This window comes from Streptomyces zaehneri (assembly GCF_032248645.1).
Lineage (GTDB): Bacteria > Actinomycetota > Actinomycetes > Streptomycetales > Streptomycetaceae > Streptomyces > Streptomyces coriariae.
Genome location: NZ_JASTTJ010000030.1, coordinates 22,351 through 40,974 on the forward strand (window position 1 = coordinate 22,351; position 18,624 = coordinate 40,974).

General features: G+C 71.6%; 12 protein-coding genes and 2 pseudogenes. 2 read left to right on the forward strand and 12 right to left on the reverse strand.

Annotation, left to right across the window (positions count from 1 at the left end):
• Positions 1 to 42: 42 nt before the first annotated feature.
• The 3 genes from tmk to QQM72_RS35650 form a co-directional block, all read right to left on the reverse strand.
• Entirely contained in the window at positions 43 to 3,342 is a 3,300-nt protein-coding gene (gene tmk, locus QQM72_RS35640; RefSeq protein WP_314224936.1) for a dTMP kinase, read from the reverse strand.
• A gap of 248 nt (positions 3,343 to 3,590) precedes the next feature.
• On the reverse strand, positions 3,591 to 6,422 hold the full coding sequence (gene topA, locus QQM72_RS35645; protein ID WP_314224937.1) for a type I DNA topoisomerase: 2,832 nt from the start codon (positions 6,420 to 6,422) through the stop codon (positions 3,591 to 3,593).
• A gap of 328 nt (positions 6,423 to 6,750) precedes the next feature.
• Positions 6,751 to 6,948, reverse strand: a complete 198-nt coding sequence (locus tag QQM72_RS35650; RefSeq protein ID WP_314224938.1) for a hypothetical protein — start codon at positions 6,946 to 6,948, stop codon at positions 6,751 to 6,753.
• Positions 6,949 to 7,165: 217 nt separating this feature from the next.
• Between QQM72_RS35650 and QQM72_RS35655 the strand changes: the two genes are divergently transcribed.
• Positions 7,166 to 7,657, forward strand: coding sequence for a hypothetical protein (locus QQM72_RS35655; protein ID WP_314224939.1), 492 nt, complete (start codon positions 7,166 to 7,168; stop codon positions 7,655 to 7,657).
• A gap of 68 nt (positions 7,658 to 7,725) precedes the next feature.
• On the opposite strand, the gene QQM72_RS35660 is transcribed toward QQM72_RS35655, so the two are convergent.
• From QQM72_RS35660 to bldG, 5 genes are all read right to left on the reverse strand, one after another.
• Positions 7,726 to 9,267, reverse strand: coding sequence for a DUF7059 domain-containing protein (locus tag QQM72_RS35660; protein ID WP_399079851.1), 1,542 nt, complete (start codon positions 9,265 to 9,267; stop codon positions 7,726 to 7,728).
• A 56-nt stretch (positions 9,268 to 9,323) separates the two neighbouring features.
• The gene (locus QQM72_RS35665; RefSeq protein ID WP_314224941.1) at positions 9,324 to 9,926 is read right to left on the reverse strand and encodes a small secreted protein; all 603 of its coding nucleotides are present in this window, start codon (positions 9,924 to 9,926) and stop codon (positions 9,324 to 9,326) included.
• A gap of 194 nt (positions 9,927 to 10,120) precedes the next feature.
• Positions 10,121 to 12,526 (reverse strand): sodium-translocating pyrophosphatase, encoded by a 2,406-nt coding sequence (locus QQM72_RS35670; protein WP_314224942.1) that lies wholly within the window; start codon positions 12,524 to 12,526, stop codon positions 10,121 to 10,123.
• A 321-nt stretch (positions 12,527 to 12,847) separates the two neighbouring features.
• Entirely contained in the window at positions 12,848 to 13,282 is a 435-nt protein-coding gene (locus QQM72_RS35675) for an ATP-binding protein (RefSeq protein ID WP_314224943.1), read from the reverse strand.
• A gap of 110 nt (positions 13,283 to 13,392) precedes the next feature.
• Positions 13,393 to 13,734 carry an anti-sigma factor antagonist BldG gene (gene bldG, locus QQM72_RS35680; RefSeq protein ID WP_009189842.1) on the reverse strand — a complete coding sequence of 114 codons (342 nt, stop codon included), beginning with the start codon at positions 13,732 to 13,734 and terminating at the stop codon, positions 13,393 to 13,395.
• Between the two features lie 81 nt (positions 13,735 to 13,815).
• On the opposite strand from bldG, the gene QQM72_RS35685 reads away from it, so the two are divergent.
• Complete coding sequence (locus QQM72_RS35685) at positions 13,816 to 16,410, forward strand: DEAD/DEAH box helicase (protein ID WP_314224944.1); 2,595 nt, start codon at positions 13,816 to 13,818, stop codon at positions 16,408 to 16,410.
• A 40-nt stretch (positions 16,411 to 16,450) separates the two neighbouring features.
• Here QQM72_RS35685 and QQM72_RS35690 read toward each other — a convergent pair.
• The 4 genes and pseudogenes from QQM72_RS35690 to QQM72_RS35705 form a co-directional block, all read right to left on the reverse strand.
• Positions 16,451 to 16,756, reverse strand: a pseudogene (locus QQM72_RS35690) (Rv3654c family TadE-like protein); the annotation flags it as partial.
• 317 nt (positions 16,757 to 17,073) lie between these two features.
• Positions 17,074 to 17,460, reverse strand: a pseudogene (locus tag QQM72_RS35695) (TadE family type IV pilus minor pilin); the annotation flags it as partial.
• On the reverse strand, positions 17,447 to 17,662 hold the full coding sequence (locus QQM72_RS35700) for a DUF4244 domain-containing protein (protein WP_314224992.1): 216 nt from the start codon (positions 17,660 to 17,662) through the stop codon (positions 17,447 to 17,449). The pseudogene QQM72_RS35695 and the gene QQM72_RS35700, both read right to left, overlap by 14 nt.
• A 165-nt stretch (positions 17,663 to 17,827) precedes the next feature.
• Complete coding sequence (locus QQM72_RS35705; protein WP_314224945.1) at positions 17,828 to 18,613, reverse strand: type II secretion system F family protein; 786 nt, start codon at positions 18,611 to 18,613, stop codon at positions 17,828 to 17,830.
• Positions 18,614 to 18,624: the final 11 nt, after the last annotated feature.

Genomic DNA, 18,624 nt, shown 5'->3' on the forward strand with positions numbered 1-18,624 from the left:
CGCCGCAGACCGGCGGCGGGACGACCGGCGGTGCCGGAACGCTCAGCGGCGTCGGCCCCGCCCGCGGCCCTCGTCGTTCCCGTCCTCGTCCCGGCGCGGGCCCAGCAGTTCGTCCGCCAGCGTCGGCAGATCGTCCAGCGGGGTCTCCTCGGCCCAGTCCGGCCGGGGGCGTTGGCGGGGCGTGCCCTCCTCGTCGACCTGCGGCAGCTCGCGCGTACGGTCGTCGGCCCCGTCCGGCCGCGCTTGGCCCAGCTCGCCCTGTTCGTCGCGCTCGTCGCGGAAGTACCCCGGCGGCACCCGGTCCGACGGGTTCTGGTCCCGGACCGGAGGCAGCACGGCCGTCTCGTCGGCAGGGCTCTCGTCGCGCACCGGAGGCAGCACGGCCGTCTCGTCCTCGGAGCCGTCGCCGCGCACCGGAGGCAGGACCGCCGTCTCGTCCGCGGCCCCCGGCGGAATCGAGGGCTGCGGCAGCTCGGCCGTCACCTCGGCGTCGGCACCGCCCGCGGAGCCCTGCCGCTCCCCGGATCCGGACGCGTTGCCGGACGTCCTGGAGGGCTGCTCGGGCTCCTTGTCCATGCGGATCGGCGGCAGCACCGCCGTCTCGTCCACCGGCCCGCCCGACGCGTTCGTCGGAGTCACCACCGGCGTCGGCACGGTCACCGCCTCCGGCGGGACCGCCGGAGCCGCCGAAGCCGCGGTCGCCGTGGGGCGCGCCGGCTTGGGTCCGACCTGAGCCGCGGCGGCGGCCTGCTCCGCCGCGCGCCGGGCCTGCTCGGCCCGCAGCAGCGCCTCCTCGGCCTTCCGCTGCTTCTCCAGGCGCCGGGCATCGGCCTCGGCACGCAGCCGCGCCTCCTCCTCGGCCTGCCGGCGGCGCCGCTCCTCCTCCGCCTTGCGGCGGGCCTCCTCCTCGGCGCGGGCCTTCTCCTCCGCGAGGAGCCGGACCCGCTCCTCCTCGGCACGCCTGCGTGCTTCCTCGGCGCGCAGCCGCGCCTCCTCGGCCTGCCGTTCGGCCTCGCGCCGCTGCGCCTCCTCCAGCTCGCGCCGCTTGCGCTCCTCCTCCTCGGCGCGCAGCTTGGCGAGCTGCTCCTGGCGCTCGCGCTCCAGGCGCTCCTCCTCGGCCTTGCGGGCGGCCTCCTCCTCGGCCTTGCGGCGGGCCTCTTCCTCGGCCTTCCTGCGCGCCTCCTCCTGGGCCTTGATCTCGGCCTCGGACAGGGGCAGCAGCTGGTCGAGCCGGTGCCGGACGGCGGTCGTGACCGCCTCGGGCTCCTGGGCCGCGTCGACCACCAGGTAGCGGCCCGGGTCGGCGGCGGCCAGCGTGAGGAAACCGGAGCGCACGCGCGTGTGGAACTCGGCCGGCTCCGACTCCAGCCGGTCCGGCGCCTCCGTGAACCGTTCGCGGGCGGCCTCCGGCGACACGTCCAGCAGGACCGTCAGATGCGGGACCAGGCCGTTCGTCGCCCAGCGCGAGATCCGCGCGATCTCGGTCGGGGACAGGTCGCGGCCCGCGCCCTGGTAGGCCACGGACGAGTCGATGTACCGGTCGGTGATGACGACCGCGCCGCGCTCCAGAGCGGGCCGCACGACCGTGTCGACGTGCTCCGCGCGGTCCGCCGCGTACAGCAGCGCCTCCGCGCGGTGCGAGAGCCCGGCGCTGGAGACGTCCAGCAGGATCGAACGCAGCCGCTTGCCCACGGGCGTGGCCCCCGGCTCCCGCGTGAGGACGACCTCGTGGCCCTTGGCCCTGATCCACTCGGCGAGCGCCTCGGCCTGGGTGGACTTTCCGGCGCCGTCACCGCCCTCCAGGGCGATGAAGAAGCCGGTCCCGACCGAGGTCTGCACCGGGTCGTCGCCGCCGAGCAGCGCGTCCCGCAGGTCCTGCCGCAGGGGGACGCCGGAACGGTCGTCGACCTTGGCCAGCACCAGCGCGGCCACCGGCAGCAGCAGCGCGCCGACGAGCATCAGCGTGAACGCCGCCCCGCCGTGCGCGAAGACGAACTTGCCGCTTTCCAGCCGGTGCGGCCCGATGAGCGCCGCCACCAGCGGGGCGATCACCGCGCCCAGCGCCACCACGACCCGTACGACGGCGTGCAGGTGCTCCGTCGTCCGCGCCCGGCGGTGTTCCTCGGTCTCCTGGTCGAGCAGGGCGTGCCCGGTGTTGGCGGCGACGCCCGCGCCGACGCCGGCCAGGACCAGGATCAGCAGCACGCTGGTGACGTCCGGGACCAGCCCGGCGGCCAGCAGCGCCACGCCGGTGAAGGCGATGGCCAGCGCGAGCAGCCGACGCCGCGACAGCGACACCAGCACCTTCGGCGCCGTACGGACGCCGACGACGACCCCGCCGGTCAGCGCGAGCACGAACAACCCGTACATGACCGGACCGCCGCCCAGGTCCTTGGCGTGCAGCACGGCCACGGCGACGGCGGCGGCGATCGCCCCGGCGACGGCGGCGCAGGCGAGGACCAGCAGCGGGATCGCGCCGGTGCGGCCCGCGTCGACGCCGGTGGCGGTCCTGGGCCGGCGCAGCCCCTCGAGCGGCGACCGCGCGCGCGGGGTGCGCAGTCCGGGCAGTTCGAGGAAGGTCACGATGGACAGCGACCCGGCGAAGAGCCCTCCGGCGACATACGAGGCGAGGGCCGCCTGGTGCTGTCCGAACCAGTCGATCCCGGCGCCCAGAAGATTGTTGAACAGTGCCGCGACGACCAGCGTGGCCGCGCCCAGCGGGATCGTCACGAAGCCCGTGCGCAGCGACAGGCGGCGCAGGGCGTCCATGTGGTCAGGCAACGGCCGGACGGTCGCGCCCTCCAGCGGCGGGGCGGGCAGCAGGGCCGGGGACGCGCTCTCGCGGGCGACCGTCCAGAACCGCTCGGCCACCCCGGTCACGAACACCGTGACGAGCAGCAGGGCCAGCGCGTCGTCCGGCGTCCAGTCGATCCACAGCGGCGCGACGATCAGCAGCGCGGCGCGCACACCGTCCGCGCCGACCATGGTCCAGCGGCGGTCGAGCGGGCCGTCCGGCGAGGTCAATGAGGTCAGTGGGCCCAGGAGGACGGCACCGAAGAGGAGGGTGGCCAGAATCCGCACCGCGAAGACGGTCGCCACCGCGAAGGCCACGCCGCGGTAGCCGCCCCCGAAGGAGCCCTCCACGATGGCCGCCTGGAGGACGAGGAGGACGAACACCAGGAGTGCGAGGGTGTCACCCACCCCGCTCACCAGCTGTGCGCTCCAGAGCCGCTTGAGCTGCGGCTCGCGCAACAGGGCGCGCACAGCGCGCTCGCGGGAGTCCGCCACCAAGGCGTCGTCCGGTGCCGGGTGGTGGGCCGTTGGCTGCTCGGCTCGCGTCATGCTTTCAGCCTATCGGCCGCGACTGACACCCTGTCGCCCCCGTCCACGCGTGCGACCGCCCCGACACCAAAGTGATGCCGGGGCGTTGGTTTGACGAACCGCCGTGGTGGAACGGTGACGGGCTCCGTCGCCGATCAGACGTCCGGCCGGTCGTACCGGCAGGCACTCGATCGTCAGGCACCCGATCCCTCAGGCACCCGATCCGTCAGGTGACCAGCCGGGTGCCGGCCGTGCGATCAGCCGTGCGATCACTCCTCCGACGAAGCCGGGGAAGCCGTCGCTTTCTTCGCCGTCGTCTTCTTCGCCGTCGTCTTCTTGGCCGTGGTCGTCTTCGCGGCGGTCTTCTTGGCGGCCGTCTTCTTCGCCGGGGCCGCCTTCTTCGCCGTCGCCTTCTTCGCGGGCGCCTTCTTGGCCGTCTTCTTGGCCGGTGCCTTGGCGCGCTTCTCGGCGAGCAGCTCGAAGCCGCGCTCCGGGGTGATCTCCTCGACGCTGTCACCGGAGCGCAGGGTCGCGTTGGTCTCCCCGTCGGTGACGTACGGCCCGAAGCGGCCGTCCTTGACGACGACCGGCTGTCCGCTGACCGGGTCCGTGCCCAGCTCCTTCAGCGGCGGCTTGGCGGCCGCCCGGCCACGCTGCTTGGGCTGGGAGTAGATCTCCAGCGCCTCTTCGAGGGTGATCGTGAAGAGCTGGTCCTCGGTCTGGAGGGACCGCGAGTCCGTGCCCTTCTTCAGGTACGGGCCGTAGCGGCCGTTCTGCGCGGTGATCTCCACGCCCTCCGCGTCGGCGCCGACGACACGCGGCAGCGACATCAGCTTGAGGGCGTCCGCCAGCGTCACCGTGTCCAGCGACATCGACTTGAACAGCGAGGCCGTACGCGGCTTCACGGCGTTCTTGCCGGTCTTCGGGGTGCCCTCGGGAAGCACCTCGGTGACGTACGGGCCGTAGCGGCCGTCCCGGGCGATGATCTGGTGGCCGCTCTCCGGGTCGGCACCGAGCTCGAAGTCGCCGCTCGGCTTGGCGAGCAGCTCCTCCGCGAGTTCGACGGACAGCTCGTCCGGGGCCAGGTCCTCGGGCACGTCCGCCCGCTGGTGGCCCTCGGCGTCCTTCTCCCCGCGCTCGATGTAGGGGCCGTAGCGCCCGACCCGCAGCACGATGTCGTTGCCCACCGGGAACGACGACACCTCACGCGCGTCGATCGCGCCCAGGTCGGTCACCAGCTCCTTGAGGCCGCCGAGGTGGTCCCCGTCGCCGTTGCCTGCCTCGGCCGCGCCGCCGTGGCCCGCGCCTTCGCCGAAGTAGAACCGCTTCAGCCACGGCACGGCCTGCGCCTCACCGCGGGCGATGCGGTCGAGGTCGTCCTCCATCCGCGCGGTGAAGTCGTAGTCGACCAGACGGCCGAAGTGCTTCTCCAGGAGGTTGACCACGGCGAAGGACAGGAAGGACGGCACGAGTGCCGTGCCCTTCTTGAAGACGTAACCGCGGTCGAGGATCGTGCCGATGATCGACGCGTACGTCGAAGGGCGGCCGATCTCGCGCTCTTCGAGCTCCTTGACCAGGCTGGCCTCGGTGTAGCGGGCCGGGGGCTTGGTGGCGTGCCCGTCGACCGTGATCTCCTCGGCGGTCAGCGGGTCGCCCTCGCCGACCTGGGGCAGCCGGCGCTCACGGTCGTCCAGCTCCGCGTTCGGGTCGTCGGCGCCCTCGACGTACGCCTTCAGGAAGCCATGGAAGGTGATCGTCTTGCCGGAGGCGCTGAACTCGACGTCCCGGCCGTCGGCCGCGAGGCCGCCGATCTTCACCGTGACGCTGTTGCCGGTCGCGTCCTTCATCTGGGAGGCGACCGTCCGCTTCCAGATCAGCTCGTAGAGCTTGAACTGGTCGCCGGTCAGACCCGTCTCGGCGGGCGTGCGGAAACGATCACCCGACGGGCGAATCGCCTCGTGCGCCTCCTGCGCGTTCTTGACCTTGCCGGCGTACGTGCGCGGCTGGGGCGGCAGGTAGTCGGCGCCGTACAGCTGCGTGACCTGGGCGCGGGCGGCGGTGATCGCCGTCTCGCTCAGCGTCGTGGAGTCCGTACGCATGTACGTGATGTAGCCGTTCTCGTACAGCTTCTGCGCGACCTGCATGGTGGCCTTCGCGCCGAAACCGAGCTTGCGGCTGGCCTCCTGCTGAAGCGTCGTCGTACGGAACGGGGCGTACGGCGAGCGACGGTAGGGCTTCGACTCGACGGACCGGACGGCGAACCGTGTGTTCTCGAGGGCGACGGCCAGGGCGCGGGCGTTCGCCTCGTCGAGGTGGAGGATGTTCGCGCTCTTGAGTTGTCCCAGGGAGTCGAAGTCGCGACCCTGCGCGACCCGCCTGCCGTCGACGGTCTGGAGGCGCGCGACCAGCGACGACGGGTCCGACACGTCCCCGGTGCGGCCGGTCGAGAAGGTGCCCGTCAGGTCCCAGTACTCAGCAGAACGAAACGCGATGCGCTCGCGTTCCCGCTCCACGACGAGACGGGTGGCGACGGACTGGACACGGCCGGCCGACAGGCGCGGCATGACCTTCTTCCACAGGACCGGCGAGACCTCGTAGCCGTAGAGACGGTCGAGGATGCGGCGGGTCTCCTGGGCGTCGACGAGCTTCTGGTTGAGCTGGCGCGGGTTGGCGACGGCGGCCCGGATCGCGTCCTTGGTGATCTCGTGGAAGACCATCCGCTTGACCGGGATCTTGGGCTTGAGGACCTCCTGGAGGTGCCAGGCGATCGCCTCGCCCTCGCGGTCCTCATCGGTGGCGAGGAAGAGCTCGTCGGATTCCTTGAGGAGATCCTTGAGCTTCTTGACCTGCGCCCGCTTGTCGGCGTTGACCACATAGATCGGCTGGAAGTCGTGTTCGACGTCCACACCGAGACGGCGGACCTCGCCCGTGTACTGGTCCGGCACCTCCGCGGCGCCGTTGGGAAGGTCACGGATGTGCCCGACGCTGGCCTCGACGATGTAGCCGGGGCCGAGGTAACCCTTGATCGTCTTCGCCTTGGCAGGCGACTCGACGATCACGAGTCGGCGGCCGCCCTTCGCGGTCTCGCTGGTCGGGGACAACTTCGCTCATCTCTCCGGTCGACGCTGGGGCCTCACCCAGGCCTTGCTCCCGGGGTCGGGTCATGGTGACGCTGCGGAGTGTGACGGTACATCCCGCCCCCGTGTCAAACGGGAAAAGCCCGCAACGGCCACTCGAACGGTAACCCGACTACCGCCATTCCTGCCGCCCGGAGTACCGACCGGCCCTTTTCCGTACGACCGGAACGCGTCTTCCCCTTTACCGGCGCGGCCACGATCACGCGGTTCGAACGGCCGTCCGGCGAGATCCGTGAAGGCGGCCTCGGAGTCGGCCTCGTAGGCACTTCCACAGGTGGGCACGGAGGCGGCTTCAGAGCCGGGTGAAGCACCACACCCCGACGGCGAGCGCGCCGACGGAGGCCAGCGTCGCCAGGGTCGCCGATGCGACGGGGCTCACATCTTGGGCCACGGGTTCACGGTGTCGTACCCGGATCGTGGTCCACATCAGCAGTGCGGCCCCGAACAGGGCGAACACCGTTCCCGTGAAGATCGTCGGCCCGCTCTCCATGATCGTCCCCGCCCCTGCTGCTCGGCCTGCACCTGCCCCGGCCACGGGAGGCTGTCACGCGCGGGCGGCGCCCCGGCGAACCCGAGGTGAACGCCGGGGTCACGGATGGGGCCGGAGGCCCCGGCGAGCCGTCGGGCGGGTGCGGTCGGGGCGCGGGCGACCGCCCCCGCAGCGGAGGCCCGGGCGGTCCGAAGTGCGGCGGAGCACACCGACCCGGGTGCAGGCATATCCGGCCGACTTCGCCGTCTGCACCGCCGGCGGCGGCGTCGTGGTCGTCGGCGTCGGCGTCGGTCGGCTCACATTGCATACGATCTCGACGAACGGCGCCGAGCGCGAAGGAAACATGGAGAGCGGGCAAAGACGGGCGGGAGCGGCTGGTGCGGCGCGAGCGGACCGCGCACCAAAAGACGTTCCGGAGGACATCCCGCACGGCGTCACGGAGGACGTCCCGCACGGCGTCACGGAGGACGTCCCGCACGGCGTCACGGAGGACGTCCCGCACGGCGTCACGGAGGACGTCCCGCACGGCGTCACGGAGGACGTCCCGCACGGCGTCACGTGCGATGTCCCCGACGACGACGCTGAGGACCCCCGGACGGCGTCACGGGCAATGTTCCCGACTACGACGCGGGCGATGTGTGTTCCGGATGACATCCCGGGTGACATCCCACATGACGCCCCGAGTGACGCTCCGGATGGCATCCGGTAGCCGGCTCCGCCGGTCCGGGCCATCCGGGGCCATCCGGATCCGGCCGGATACGGCCGGATCCGCTCGGGTCACTCCGCCGGTTCGAGGAAACCCTGCTCCACCAGAAGGCGGATCTGAGCCGGAGTGCGGTCCCGCAGCAACACCGGATCCTCGCCGACGAGTTGGGCGATGGCGTCGAGAATCCGGCCCGCACTGAGCGAGCCGTCGCACACGCCGGCGAAGCCCGCGCCGACCGTGTCCACCTTGGTGGCCCGGCGCATGCCGCGGTGCTGGCGCAGCACGACGTGCTCCGGGTCCTCGGCGCCGGGCAGCCCGACCTGCTCCTGGACGACCTCCGTGACCAGCCGGAAGCGCCCGGCGAGCAGAGCCGCGTCGTCATGGGCACGCAGATAGTCCAGCCGTCGGAAGTGCGCCAGGACCGCGTCGCCAAGCGGCTGTTCGACCGAGTGCGGCCACTCCTCGACCGTGATCACGGGCTCCGCGGCCGTCGTCCTGCGCAGCGTGATCCAGCCGAAGCCGACGGCCTTGACCTTGCGCGCCTCGAACTCGTCCAGCCAGGTGTCGTAGTGCGCCTGGTACTCGGCCTGGTCGCCACGGTGATCACCGGCGTCCCTCAGCCACAGCTCCGCGTACTGCGTGACGTCCTGCACCTCACGCTGCACGATCCACGCGTCGCACCCGCGCGGCACCCACGACCTGAGCCGGTCCTGCCAGTTCTCCCCTTCCACGTGCTGCCAGTTGGCGAGGAACTGGGCGAACCCGCCCTCGCTCAGCCGCTCCCCCGCCCCTTGAACGAGCGAGCGGCACAGATCGTCCCCGCCCATCCCGCCGTCCCGGTAGGTCAGCCGGGCGCCCGGCGAGATCACGAACGGCGGATTCGACACGATCAGGTCGTACGTCTCGTCGTCCCGGACCGGTTCGAACAGCGAGCCCTCGCGCAGATCCGCCGCCGGCGCCCCGGACAGCGCGAGCGTGAGCGCGGTGATGTGCAGCGCGCGCGGGTTGAGGTCGGTCGCCGTCACGCGCGTGGCGTGCTGGGCGGCGTGCAGCGCCTGGATGCCGGAGCCGGTGCCGAGGTCGAGGGCGGCGGAGACGGGCATGCGCACGGTGATACCGGCGAGGGTCGTCGACGCGCCGCCGACCCCGAGGACGACAGCGGTGTCCGCCTGGCCGCCTTCGCTTCCGCTGCCGCCCGCGCCACCGACCGCGCACCCGAGGTCGGAAACGATGAACCAGTCCTCGCCGCCCGGCCCGCCGTACGGCCGTACGTCCACGGTCGCGGCGACCTCGTCCTCACCCGTGGGGACCAGCCAGCCGCTCTCCACGCACGCGCGTACGGGCAGGAACTCCTCCACGCGCGCGTGCGGCACGGGCTGCTGGAGCAGGAAGAGGCGGACGAGTGTCTCCAGCGGCGTGTCCCCGCGGGTCGCGCGCAGCGCGGGGACGGTCTCGCTGCGGGCCAGGGCGGCGTAGGCGGGTGCGCCGAGCAGGTCGAGGAGACCGTCCGCGGTGAAGGAGGCCGCGAGCAGCGCCTCGCGCAGCCGGGCGGCCACGTCGGGGCGGTCGGCGGAGGGCAGGGGGGAGAGGGTGGCGTTACTCACGCCCCCCATTGTCTCCCGTCACCACTCGGCGCGCGTTCCCCCGGATCGCTCTGAGCCGCGCGGCCTCAGCTGGTCGTCGCGCGGGCCGAGGCGGAGGTGGCCACCTTCTTGCAGCTGGCCTGGTTGGCCATGGCGTTCTTGACGTCGCCCTGCTCGAGGTTCTTCAGCGCGGTGTTGCCGCTCTTGCTGAGCTCGCCGAGGTCGGTGGCGATGTCCTGGAGACCGTCGGCGAACTTCGCCTGGTCCTTCGTGTCCAGCGCGTCGACCTGCTTCTTCAGTCCCGCGTAGGAGGTGGAGAGGGTGGTGAGCGCCGAGACGGCGTCCTTCTGCTTCTTCTCGCCGTCGTCGACGCCGGGCGGCGTCCCGGCCTTCTGGACGGCCTGGGCGAGCGCCCCGTAGGCGTCGGACATGTCCTGGAAGGCCTGCGAGTCGGTCTTCTGGACGTTCGCCGGAGCGTTGTTGTCCGTGGCGGCCTGCTTGATCGCGGCGTTGGCCGCGTCGACCTTCGCGTCCTGGGCAGGCAGCGCGTCGCAGACCTGCTTGGCCCAGGCGTCGAGCTCCTTGTTGCCGTCGTCGTCGCTGCTGCATCCGGTCAGCGCCAGTACCAGTACCGCACCGCCGGACATCACGGCCGCGAGCTTCTTGTTCACCGGGTTGGTCCCTTCCATGGCTCTCGGCCCCGGAACATACACGGCAACCGGGCGAGAACCCCAGAACGAATGTCCGCTATGTGGATTATTAAAGCCATTTGCACCAGGAGAGAGAAGGCTCACGGCTCGGGCACATACTCAACACAACGGGCGGGCGACGCGACAACGCGCGCCACCCGCCCGCCCCTTGAACTGGGCCACGGTGGGCTGGTCTACGAAATCACCGCCGGATCGGCGGACTTGGACGAAGAATCGGCGTTGTCTTCGTCACCCACGGCGATCCCGCGCCGCTTGGAGATGTACACGGCCACCACGATGACCGCGAGTGCCAGGACCGCGATCAGGATCCGCACGCCGATGCTCTTGTCCTCGCCGTAGCTGAACTTGATCACGGCGGGCGCGATGAGCAGCGCCACGAGGTTCATGACCTTCAGCAGCGGGTTGATCGCGGGGCCGGCGGTGTCCTTGAACGGGTCGCCGACCGTGTCCCCGATCACCGTGGCCGCATGGGCCTCGCTGCCCTTGCCGCCATGGTGACCGTCCTCGACGAGTTTCTTGGCGTTGTCCCAGGCGCCGCCGGAGTTGGCGAGGAAGACGGCCATCAGCGTGCCGGAGCCGATCGCGCCCGCCAGGAACGCGCCGAGTGCGCCGACTCCGAGCGTGAACCCGATGAAGATGGGCGCCAGCACGGCGAGCAGCCCAGGGGTGGCCAGCTCGCGCAGGGCGTCCCGGGTGCAGATGTCGACGACCTTGCCGTACTCCGGCTCCTCGCTGTAGTCCATGATCCCGGGGTGCTCGCGGAACTGCCGCCGCACCTCGAACACCACGGAACCCGCCGACCGCGACACCGCGTTGATCGCCAGCCCCGAGAAGAGGAAGACGACCGCCGCGCCCGCGATGAGGCCGACGAGGTTGTTGGGCTGCGAGATGTCCATCATCAGGCTCATCGGGGCGCCCGCGCCGGAGAGCTTCTCCCCGACGTCCTGCGCACCCGTCGTGATGGCGTCCCGGTAGGACCCGAAGAGCGCCGACGCCGCCAGGACGGCGGTGGCGATGGCGATGCCCTTGGTGATGGCCTTGGTCGTGTTGCCGACGGCGTCGAGGTTGGTGAGCACCTGCGCGCCCGCGCCCTGGACGTCACCGGACATCTCGGCGATGCCCTGCGCGTTGTCGGAGACCGGCCCGAAGGTGTCCATGGCGACGATCACGCCGACCGTGGTGAGCAGACCGGTGCCGGCCAGCGCCACCGCGAACAGCGCCAGCATGATCGACGTACCGCCGAGCAGGAAGGCCCCATACACCCCCAGGCCGATCAACAAGGCTGTGTAGACGGCCGATTCGAGGCCGACGGAGATACCGGCGAGGACGACGGTGGCGGGGCCCGTCAGCGACGACTTGCCGATGTCGCGCACGGGTCGGCGGGTGGTCTCGGTGAAGTAGCCCGTCAACTGCTGGATGACCGCGGCCAGGACGATGCCGATCGCCACCGCGACGAGGGCGAGGACGCGCGGGTCGCCGTCCTTGCCGTGGATCGCCGCGTCGGTGACGCCGTCGAGGTCGGCGTACTTGCCGGGGAGATAGAGGAAGACGGCCACCGCGACCAGCACGAGCGAGATCGCCGCGGAGATGAAGAAGCCCCGGTTGATCGCGGTCATGCCACTGCGGTCGGTGCGACGCGGGGCGACCGCGAAGATGCCGACCATGGCCGTGAGCACGCCGATGGCGGGAACGAGCAGCGGAAAGGCGAGCCCGGCGTCGCCGAAGGCCGCCTTGCCGAGGATCAGCGCGGCGACCAGGGTCACGGCGTACGACTCGAACAGGTCGGCCGCCATGCCCGCGCAGTCGCCGACGTTGTCGCCCACGTTGTCGGCGATGGTCGCGGCATTGCGCGGGTCGTCCTCAGGAATGCCCTGCTCGACCTTGCCGACCAGGTCGGCGCCGACGTCGGCGGCCTTGGTGAAGATGCCGCCGCCCACCCTCATGAACATGGCGATGAGGGCCGCGCCGAGTCCGAATCCCTCCAGCACCTTCGGCGCGTCGGCCGCGTACACCAGCACGACGCAGGCGGCGCCGAGCAGACCGAGCCCCACCGTGAACATGCCCACGACGCCGCCCGTGCGGAATGCGATCTTCATTGCCCTGTGCGAGACGGCGGTGAGATCCTTTTCCGGTTCACCTTGCGCAGGAGTCGCTTCCCGGGCCGCCGCGGCGACGCGGACATTACTGCGCACGGCGAGCCACATGCCGATATAGCCGGTGGCCGCGGAGAAGCCCGCGCCGATCAAGAAGAACACCGATCGTCCGGCGCGCTGATTCCAGTCGTCCGCCGGCAGCAGCAAGAGCAGGAAGAACACCACGACGGCGAAGACACCGAGGGTGCGCAGTTGCCGGGACAGATACGCGTTGGCGCCTTCCTGGACCGCCGCCGCGATCTTCTTCATGCTGTCGGTGCCCTCGCCTGCCGCGAGCACTTGGCGCACCAGTACGCCCGCGACCACGAGTGCGGCCAGGGCCACGACCGCGATGACCACCACGAGCAGGCGATTGCCGTCGGTCAGCACTGCGGCTGCGAAGGTTGTGGAGTGGTCCAACCGATGAGGGGTAGAAAGCCCCGCCATTCGTCCTCCTTGACGCTTGGGCTGAGCTCAAGATGTGGACGGATTGTAGGTACCGGAACCTGATCAAAACAGTGTGCGGCAAGCGGAATCCGCCTTCGCATGCAAAACTCGCACGATCCCGCTCGGTAATGGCTTCAAGGCATTCAGGTTCGTGAATTGATTCACGATATTCGCGGCAAGATTCACTACACCAAGATTCACTGCACCGAGATTCCAAGATTCATTTCACGGAACCACTGTAAGCGCGGTCGCCGAGGTCCGCACATGCCGAAGGGCCCTACGAGGTAGGGCCCTTCGGGTGAGTGAATCGCGAGGTTCGGGTCAGGACAGCGTCGCGGTCGCCGGCGTGGTCGGCCAGGTCATGCGGATCAGCCCGCCGTGCGCGCCCGCGGAGACTTCGACGTCGTCGACGAGGCCGCTGATGACCGCCAGGCCCATCTCGTCCTCCTCGGCCTCCACGTCGACGCCCGCGCCCGAGCCGGGCGCCCGGTCACCGGGCGCCGAGCGCGGCGCTTCGTCGCCGACCTCGATGGAGAACTGCTTCTCCTCCTCGATCAGCGACACCTTCACCGGCGCGGTGATGCCACCGGTCTGATGCAGTCCGACGGCACGGGTGCAGGCCTCGCCGACGGCGAGCCTGACCTCGTCGAGGACGGCCTCGTCCACTCCGGCCCTGCGCGCCACCGCTGCCGCCACCAGTCGGGCGGTCCTGACGTGCTCGGGCAGCGCGCTGAAGCGGAGTTCAACGGTGGCCATGCGTCCCCCTCGGAACTACGGGCGTGCTGTCGGGGGGCCGGGCCACCAAGCCCGGACCCCCTCATTGTTCAACCAGCCGTGCCGGGCCGCTCGGGCCCGGGACGACGTGGTCAGTCGGTGGCAGCGACCGCTTCGTCGACCGAGGTGTGGATCGGGAACACCTTGGTCAGACCGGTAATGCGGAAGATCTTCAAAATACGCTCCTGGTTGCAGACCAGGCGGAGCGAGCCCTCATGGGCACGCACCCGCTTCAGTCCGCCGACCAGCACGCCGAGCCCGGTGGAGTCGAGGAAGTCCACGCCCTCCATGTCGACGACGAGGTGGAAATTCCCGTCGTTCACCAGCTCGACCAGCTGCTCGCGCAACTTGGGCGCGGTATATACGTCGATTTCGCCACCGACCTCGACGACCGTACGATCGCCGACGGTACGGGTCGACAGAGACAGGTCCACGGATCCTCCAGCACCTTGCTATCGAGCGGTCGCCCCTCGGAACACCTGGGCAGGAGTCCCCGGGACGGTACGCCAGCCGCCATGGCATTCAATCACTTACCGGCAGGCGTGCACGACGCCTTGGCCCCATTGTCCGTCACGCCAGTGACACACTCGGTGCCGATGGCCAAGAATCACCGATCCGATCAACCCTCGCCCGAGGCCGTGCCCCGCCTGTCCCCGGCCGCGGTCCTGGACCGGCTCGCCCCGGGACCGAACCGGGCGTCGCGCATCACTCATACGGAGCACTTGCCCCCGCGTGCGGGCCGCCATGCCGTCTGGCCGGACCGGATTCGCCCCGAGGTCATCGCGGCCGTGCAGGCCTGCGGCATCGAACACCCCTGGGCCCACCAGGCCCGGGTCGCCGAGCACGCCCTGGACGGCGAGTCCGTGGTCGTCGCCACGGGCACCGCGTCCGGCAAGTCCCTGGCGTACCTGGTACCGGTCCTCTCCGCCCTCCTGGACGGCTCCGAGGCCCCGAACGGCCGCGGGGCCACCACCCTCTACCTGGCCCCCACCAAGGCCTTGGCAGCGGACCAGTGCCGTTCCGTGAAGGAACTTTCACGACCACTGGGCAACGCCGTCCGACCGGCCGTGTACGACGGCGACACCCCGTTCGAGGAACGGGAGTGGATCCGCCAGTACGCCAACTACGTCCTGACCAACCCGGACATGCTGCACCGCGGGATCCTCCCGTCCCACCCCCGCTGGTCCTCCTTCCTGAAGTCCCTGAAGTACGTCGTCATCGACGAGTGCCACACCTACCGCGGCGTGTTCGGCTCCCACGTCGCCCACGTGCTGCGCCGGCTACGCCGCCTGTGCGCCCGCTACGGCGCCTCCCCGGTCTTCCTGCTGGCCTCCGCGACGGCCGCCGAACCCGCGGTGGCCGCCGGGCGCCTCACCGGCCTGCCGGTCGTCGAGGTCGCCGACGACGCCTCCCCCCGCGGCGAACTGGTGTTCGCCCTCTGGGAGCCCCCGCTCACCGAGATGGTGGGTGAGAAGGGCGCACCCGTGCGGCGTACCGCCACCGCCGAGACCGCCGACCTGCTGACCGACCTCGCCGTCCAGGGCGTACGTACCGTCGCCTTCGTCCGCTCCCGGCGTGGCGCCGAGCTGATCGCGGTGATCGCCCAGGAACGCCTCGCCGAGGTCGACCGCTCACTCGCCCGGCGTGTCGCGGCCTATCGCGGCGGTTACCTCCCCGAGGAACGACGCGCCCTGGAGCAGGCCCTGCACTCGGGCGAGCTCCTCGGCCTCGCCGCGACCACCGCCCTGGAGCTAGGCATCGACGTCTCCGGACTCGACGCCGTCCTGATCGCCGGCTACCCGGGCACGCGCGCGTCCCTGTGGCAGCAGGCCGGCCGCGCGGGCCGGTCCGGGCAGGGCGCGCTGGCGGTGCTCATCGCCCGGGACGATCCACTGGACACCTTTCTGGTCCATCATCCGGAAGCGTTGTTCGACCGCCCGGTCGAGTCGACCGTGCTCGACCCCGACAACCCCTACGTCCTGGCCCCGCACCTGTGCGCGGCGGCCGCGGAACTCCCGCTGACCGAGGAGGATCTGCCCTTGTTCGGGCCCGAGGCCGAGGGCCTGCTGCCGCAGCTGGAGGCCGCGAAGCTGCTGCGCCGCCGGACCAAGGCCTGGCACTGGACCCGCCGGGAACGCGCCGCCGACCTCACGGACATCCGTGGCGAGGGCGGCCGGCCCGTCCAGGTCGTCGAGGCCGGCACCGGCCGGCTGCTCGGCACGGTCGACGCGGGCTCCTCCCACACCGCCGTCCACGAGGGCGCCGTCCACCTCCACCAGGGCCGCACCTATCTCGTGCGTTCCCTGGACCTGGAGGACTCCGTCGCCCTGGTCGAGGAGGCCAGCCCCCCGTATTCGACCGTGGCCCGCGACACGACCTCGATCTCCGTCCTGGAGACGGACGTCGAGATCCCCTGGGGGCAGGGCCGGTTGTGCTACGGCTCCGTCGAAGTCACCAACCAGGTCGTCTCCTTCCTGCGTCGACGTGTCATCACCGGTGAAGTCATGGGCGAGTCGAAACTCGACCTCCCTCCTCGTACACTGCGCACGCGCGCCGTGTGGTGGACGGTGACCGAGGACCAACTGGACGCGGCCCGGATCAACCCCGAGATCCTCGGCGGGGCCCTGCACGCCGCCGAACACGCCTCGATCGGCATGCTGCCCCTCTTCGCGACCTGCGACCGCTGGGACATCGGCGGCGTCTCGGTCCCCCTCCATCCCGACACCCTGTTGCCGACGGTCTTCGTCTACGACGGCCATCCCGGCGGCGCGGGCTTCGCGGAGCGGGCCTTCCACACGGCCCGCGCCTGGCTGACCGCCACCCGCCAGGCCATCGCCTCCTGCGAGTGCGAAGCCGGCTGCCCGTCCTGCATCCAGTCCCCCAAGTGCGGCAACGGCAACGACCCACTCCACAAGAGGGGAGCCGTTCGTCTGCTCACGGAACTGCTGCGGGAGGCTCCCGAGGAGAAGACCCAGGAGGGGGAGCCTCCGACAGCGCCGGAGACGGGCCCGGAGACGGAGCCGAGGTCGGGTCCTGGGACGGCGACGGGTGAGGCTGCGGGGGCAGGTGCGGGGGCGGCACCGCGTCCGCAGGCCCCGCCCGCGCCCTGACCTCGGCCGCGAACAGCCCTTGTCCGGAAGCCGCCGTCACGTCCGAGATCCCGCCGACGACCACGCACCGCACCAGTCGCGCCCCCTGCGCCCGGGCCACCCGGTCCGCCCGGTCGCAGGCCTGCGCGACGCCCTCCGCCCCGTGGTCGGCGGCCGCCAGTGCCGCGAGGTCGGCGCCGCCGGCGGCACGGTGCCGGGCCGCCACGGCCTGTCCCAGGGCGAGCACGATCGCGAACACCACGCACAGCACGGCGATCGCACCCACACTCCAGACGGTGGCGGAGCCGCGGTCCGCGTCCCCGTGACGCCCTCCGAGGACCCGCCCACCGAGGCCCCGGGCCCACATGGCCCCATCTCCGCCCCCCACGCCCCTCACGGCGCTTCTCCCAGGGACTGCTGGGTGTCTGCTGCCGCACCTCGGGAGTCACCTGGCGCGCGGGCGGGATCTGGCACGCCTCGGGGGACATCTGGCACGCGGGCATCACCCGGCGCGCCCCGGGCCTTCTCAGCCGCCCCTACGGCCTTCTCAGCCGCCCCTACGGCCTTCTCAGCCGCCCCCACGGCGTTCTCAGCCCCTCCCACGGTCTCCTCCCTCGTGCCCGCTGCCGACTCCGCCGTCCCCACGGTCTCCTCCGCCGTCCCCACGGTCTCCTCCGCCGCCGCCACGGTCTCCTCCGCCGCCGCCACGGCCTCTTCCCGCACCTCGAAGGGCAGACCGCGCAACGCCGGTGGCTTGGCCACGACCACGACGCGGACCTGGTCGCCCTCCCGGCTGATCGTCACCTCCGCCCCGCGCGGCGCCGTCGCGCGGGTCACCTCGAGGACCGCGTCCGCCGGATCCTGCCGGGCCGCCGCGCGGGCGCCGGTCCTGGCCGCGTCCACGCACTGGATCTGGGCCGCCATGACCAGCAGCCCCCACACCAGCGCCGTCGCGAACACCACCAGCACCGGCAGCACCACGGCCGACTCCGCCGTCACGAACCCCCGGTCCCCGGCACACGCCCACCGCGACGCGCGCCGAGGCTCCCGTCCGCGCTCACGCCCCCGCACTGAGCGCCCGCTTCACGATGGCCTGCAACTGAGCGGCGACCACCTCGCTCGTCACCACCTGGTAGAGGAGCACCGCGAATCCCACGGCCGCCACGATCCCCATCGCGTACTCGGACGTGACCATCCCCGCGTCACCGCGCGCCGCACGCACCCGCACCCTGCGCACCAGGGCGCTCAGCCGCGCCCACACCGCCTTGTACATCTCAACCCCCATGAGGTTCCGTAGTGTTGATCTCTGTCTCTGGTTCGGCTGCTTCGTTTCGACCATTCGCCGCTCGGTCCCTCGGCGCTCGGCCACCCGCTGGTCAGCGGCCGGCTCTTCAGCCACCCGCGCTGTCGCGCTTCGGCGTGCGCGTTGTCCACGCCCTCATCGACCGCTCCCTCCCAGCACCCCGCCCGCGAGCCCGATCACGATGGGCAGCACACCGACCGCGATGAAGGCGGGCAGGAAGCAGAGCCCCACCGGCACGGTGACCATGACGGCCGCCCGCCGGGCCCGAGCCGTCGAGGCGCGCGCCCAGTCGGCCCGGGTGTCCGCGGCGAGCCGGGCGACCGGTCCCGCCGCGGGCAGTCCCGAGACGTCGGCCCGCTCCAACAACCGGGCCAAGGCCGCGGCGCCCGGTATCGAGGCCAACCTCCGCCAGGCGATGGCCGGTTCGCCGCCCAACCGCACCTCGGCGGCACCACGCGACAGCCCTTCGCCCACGGGCCCGCCGAGGGCCTCACCCACGGCCTGCGCCGCGATCACCGGGCCGGCGCCCGCCGCGATGCACGCGGCCAGCAGGTCCGCCGCGAGCGGGAGTTGGCGTGCCGCAAGCTGGGCGTCCACCTCGCTCACCACACCCGCCGCCTGCTGCCGACGACGCCACCGCCCCAGCACCACCGCGCCGATCAGCCCCAGTACGAGACCGACGACGCCACCGACCACCACCCAGCCGGCACCGACGACCAACGCGTCGGGAAGCCAACGCAGTACGGCCGTACGCAGCCCGGCTCCTCGGGCGGTCGCAGCCGTGGCCGAGGCGAGCAGTCCGGCCAGGCGCCGCCGTGCCCCGCGTCGGCGCCGCGCGGTCTCCCAGCACCGCGTCAGCCACCAGAGGGCCGTCACGATCCCCACGGTTACCCCCAGCCTGTGGACAACTTCCACACTCACGCCCCCTCCGT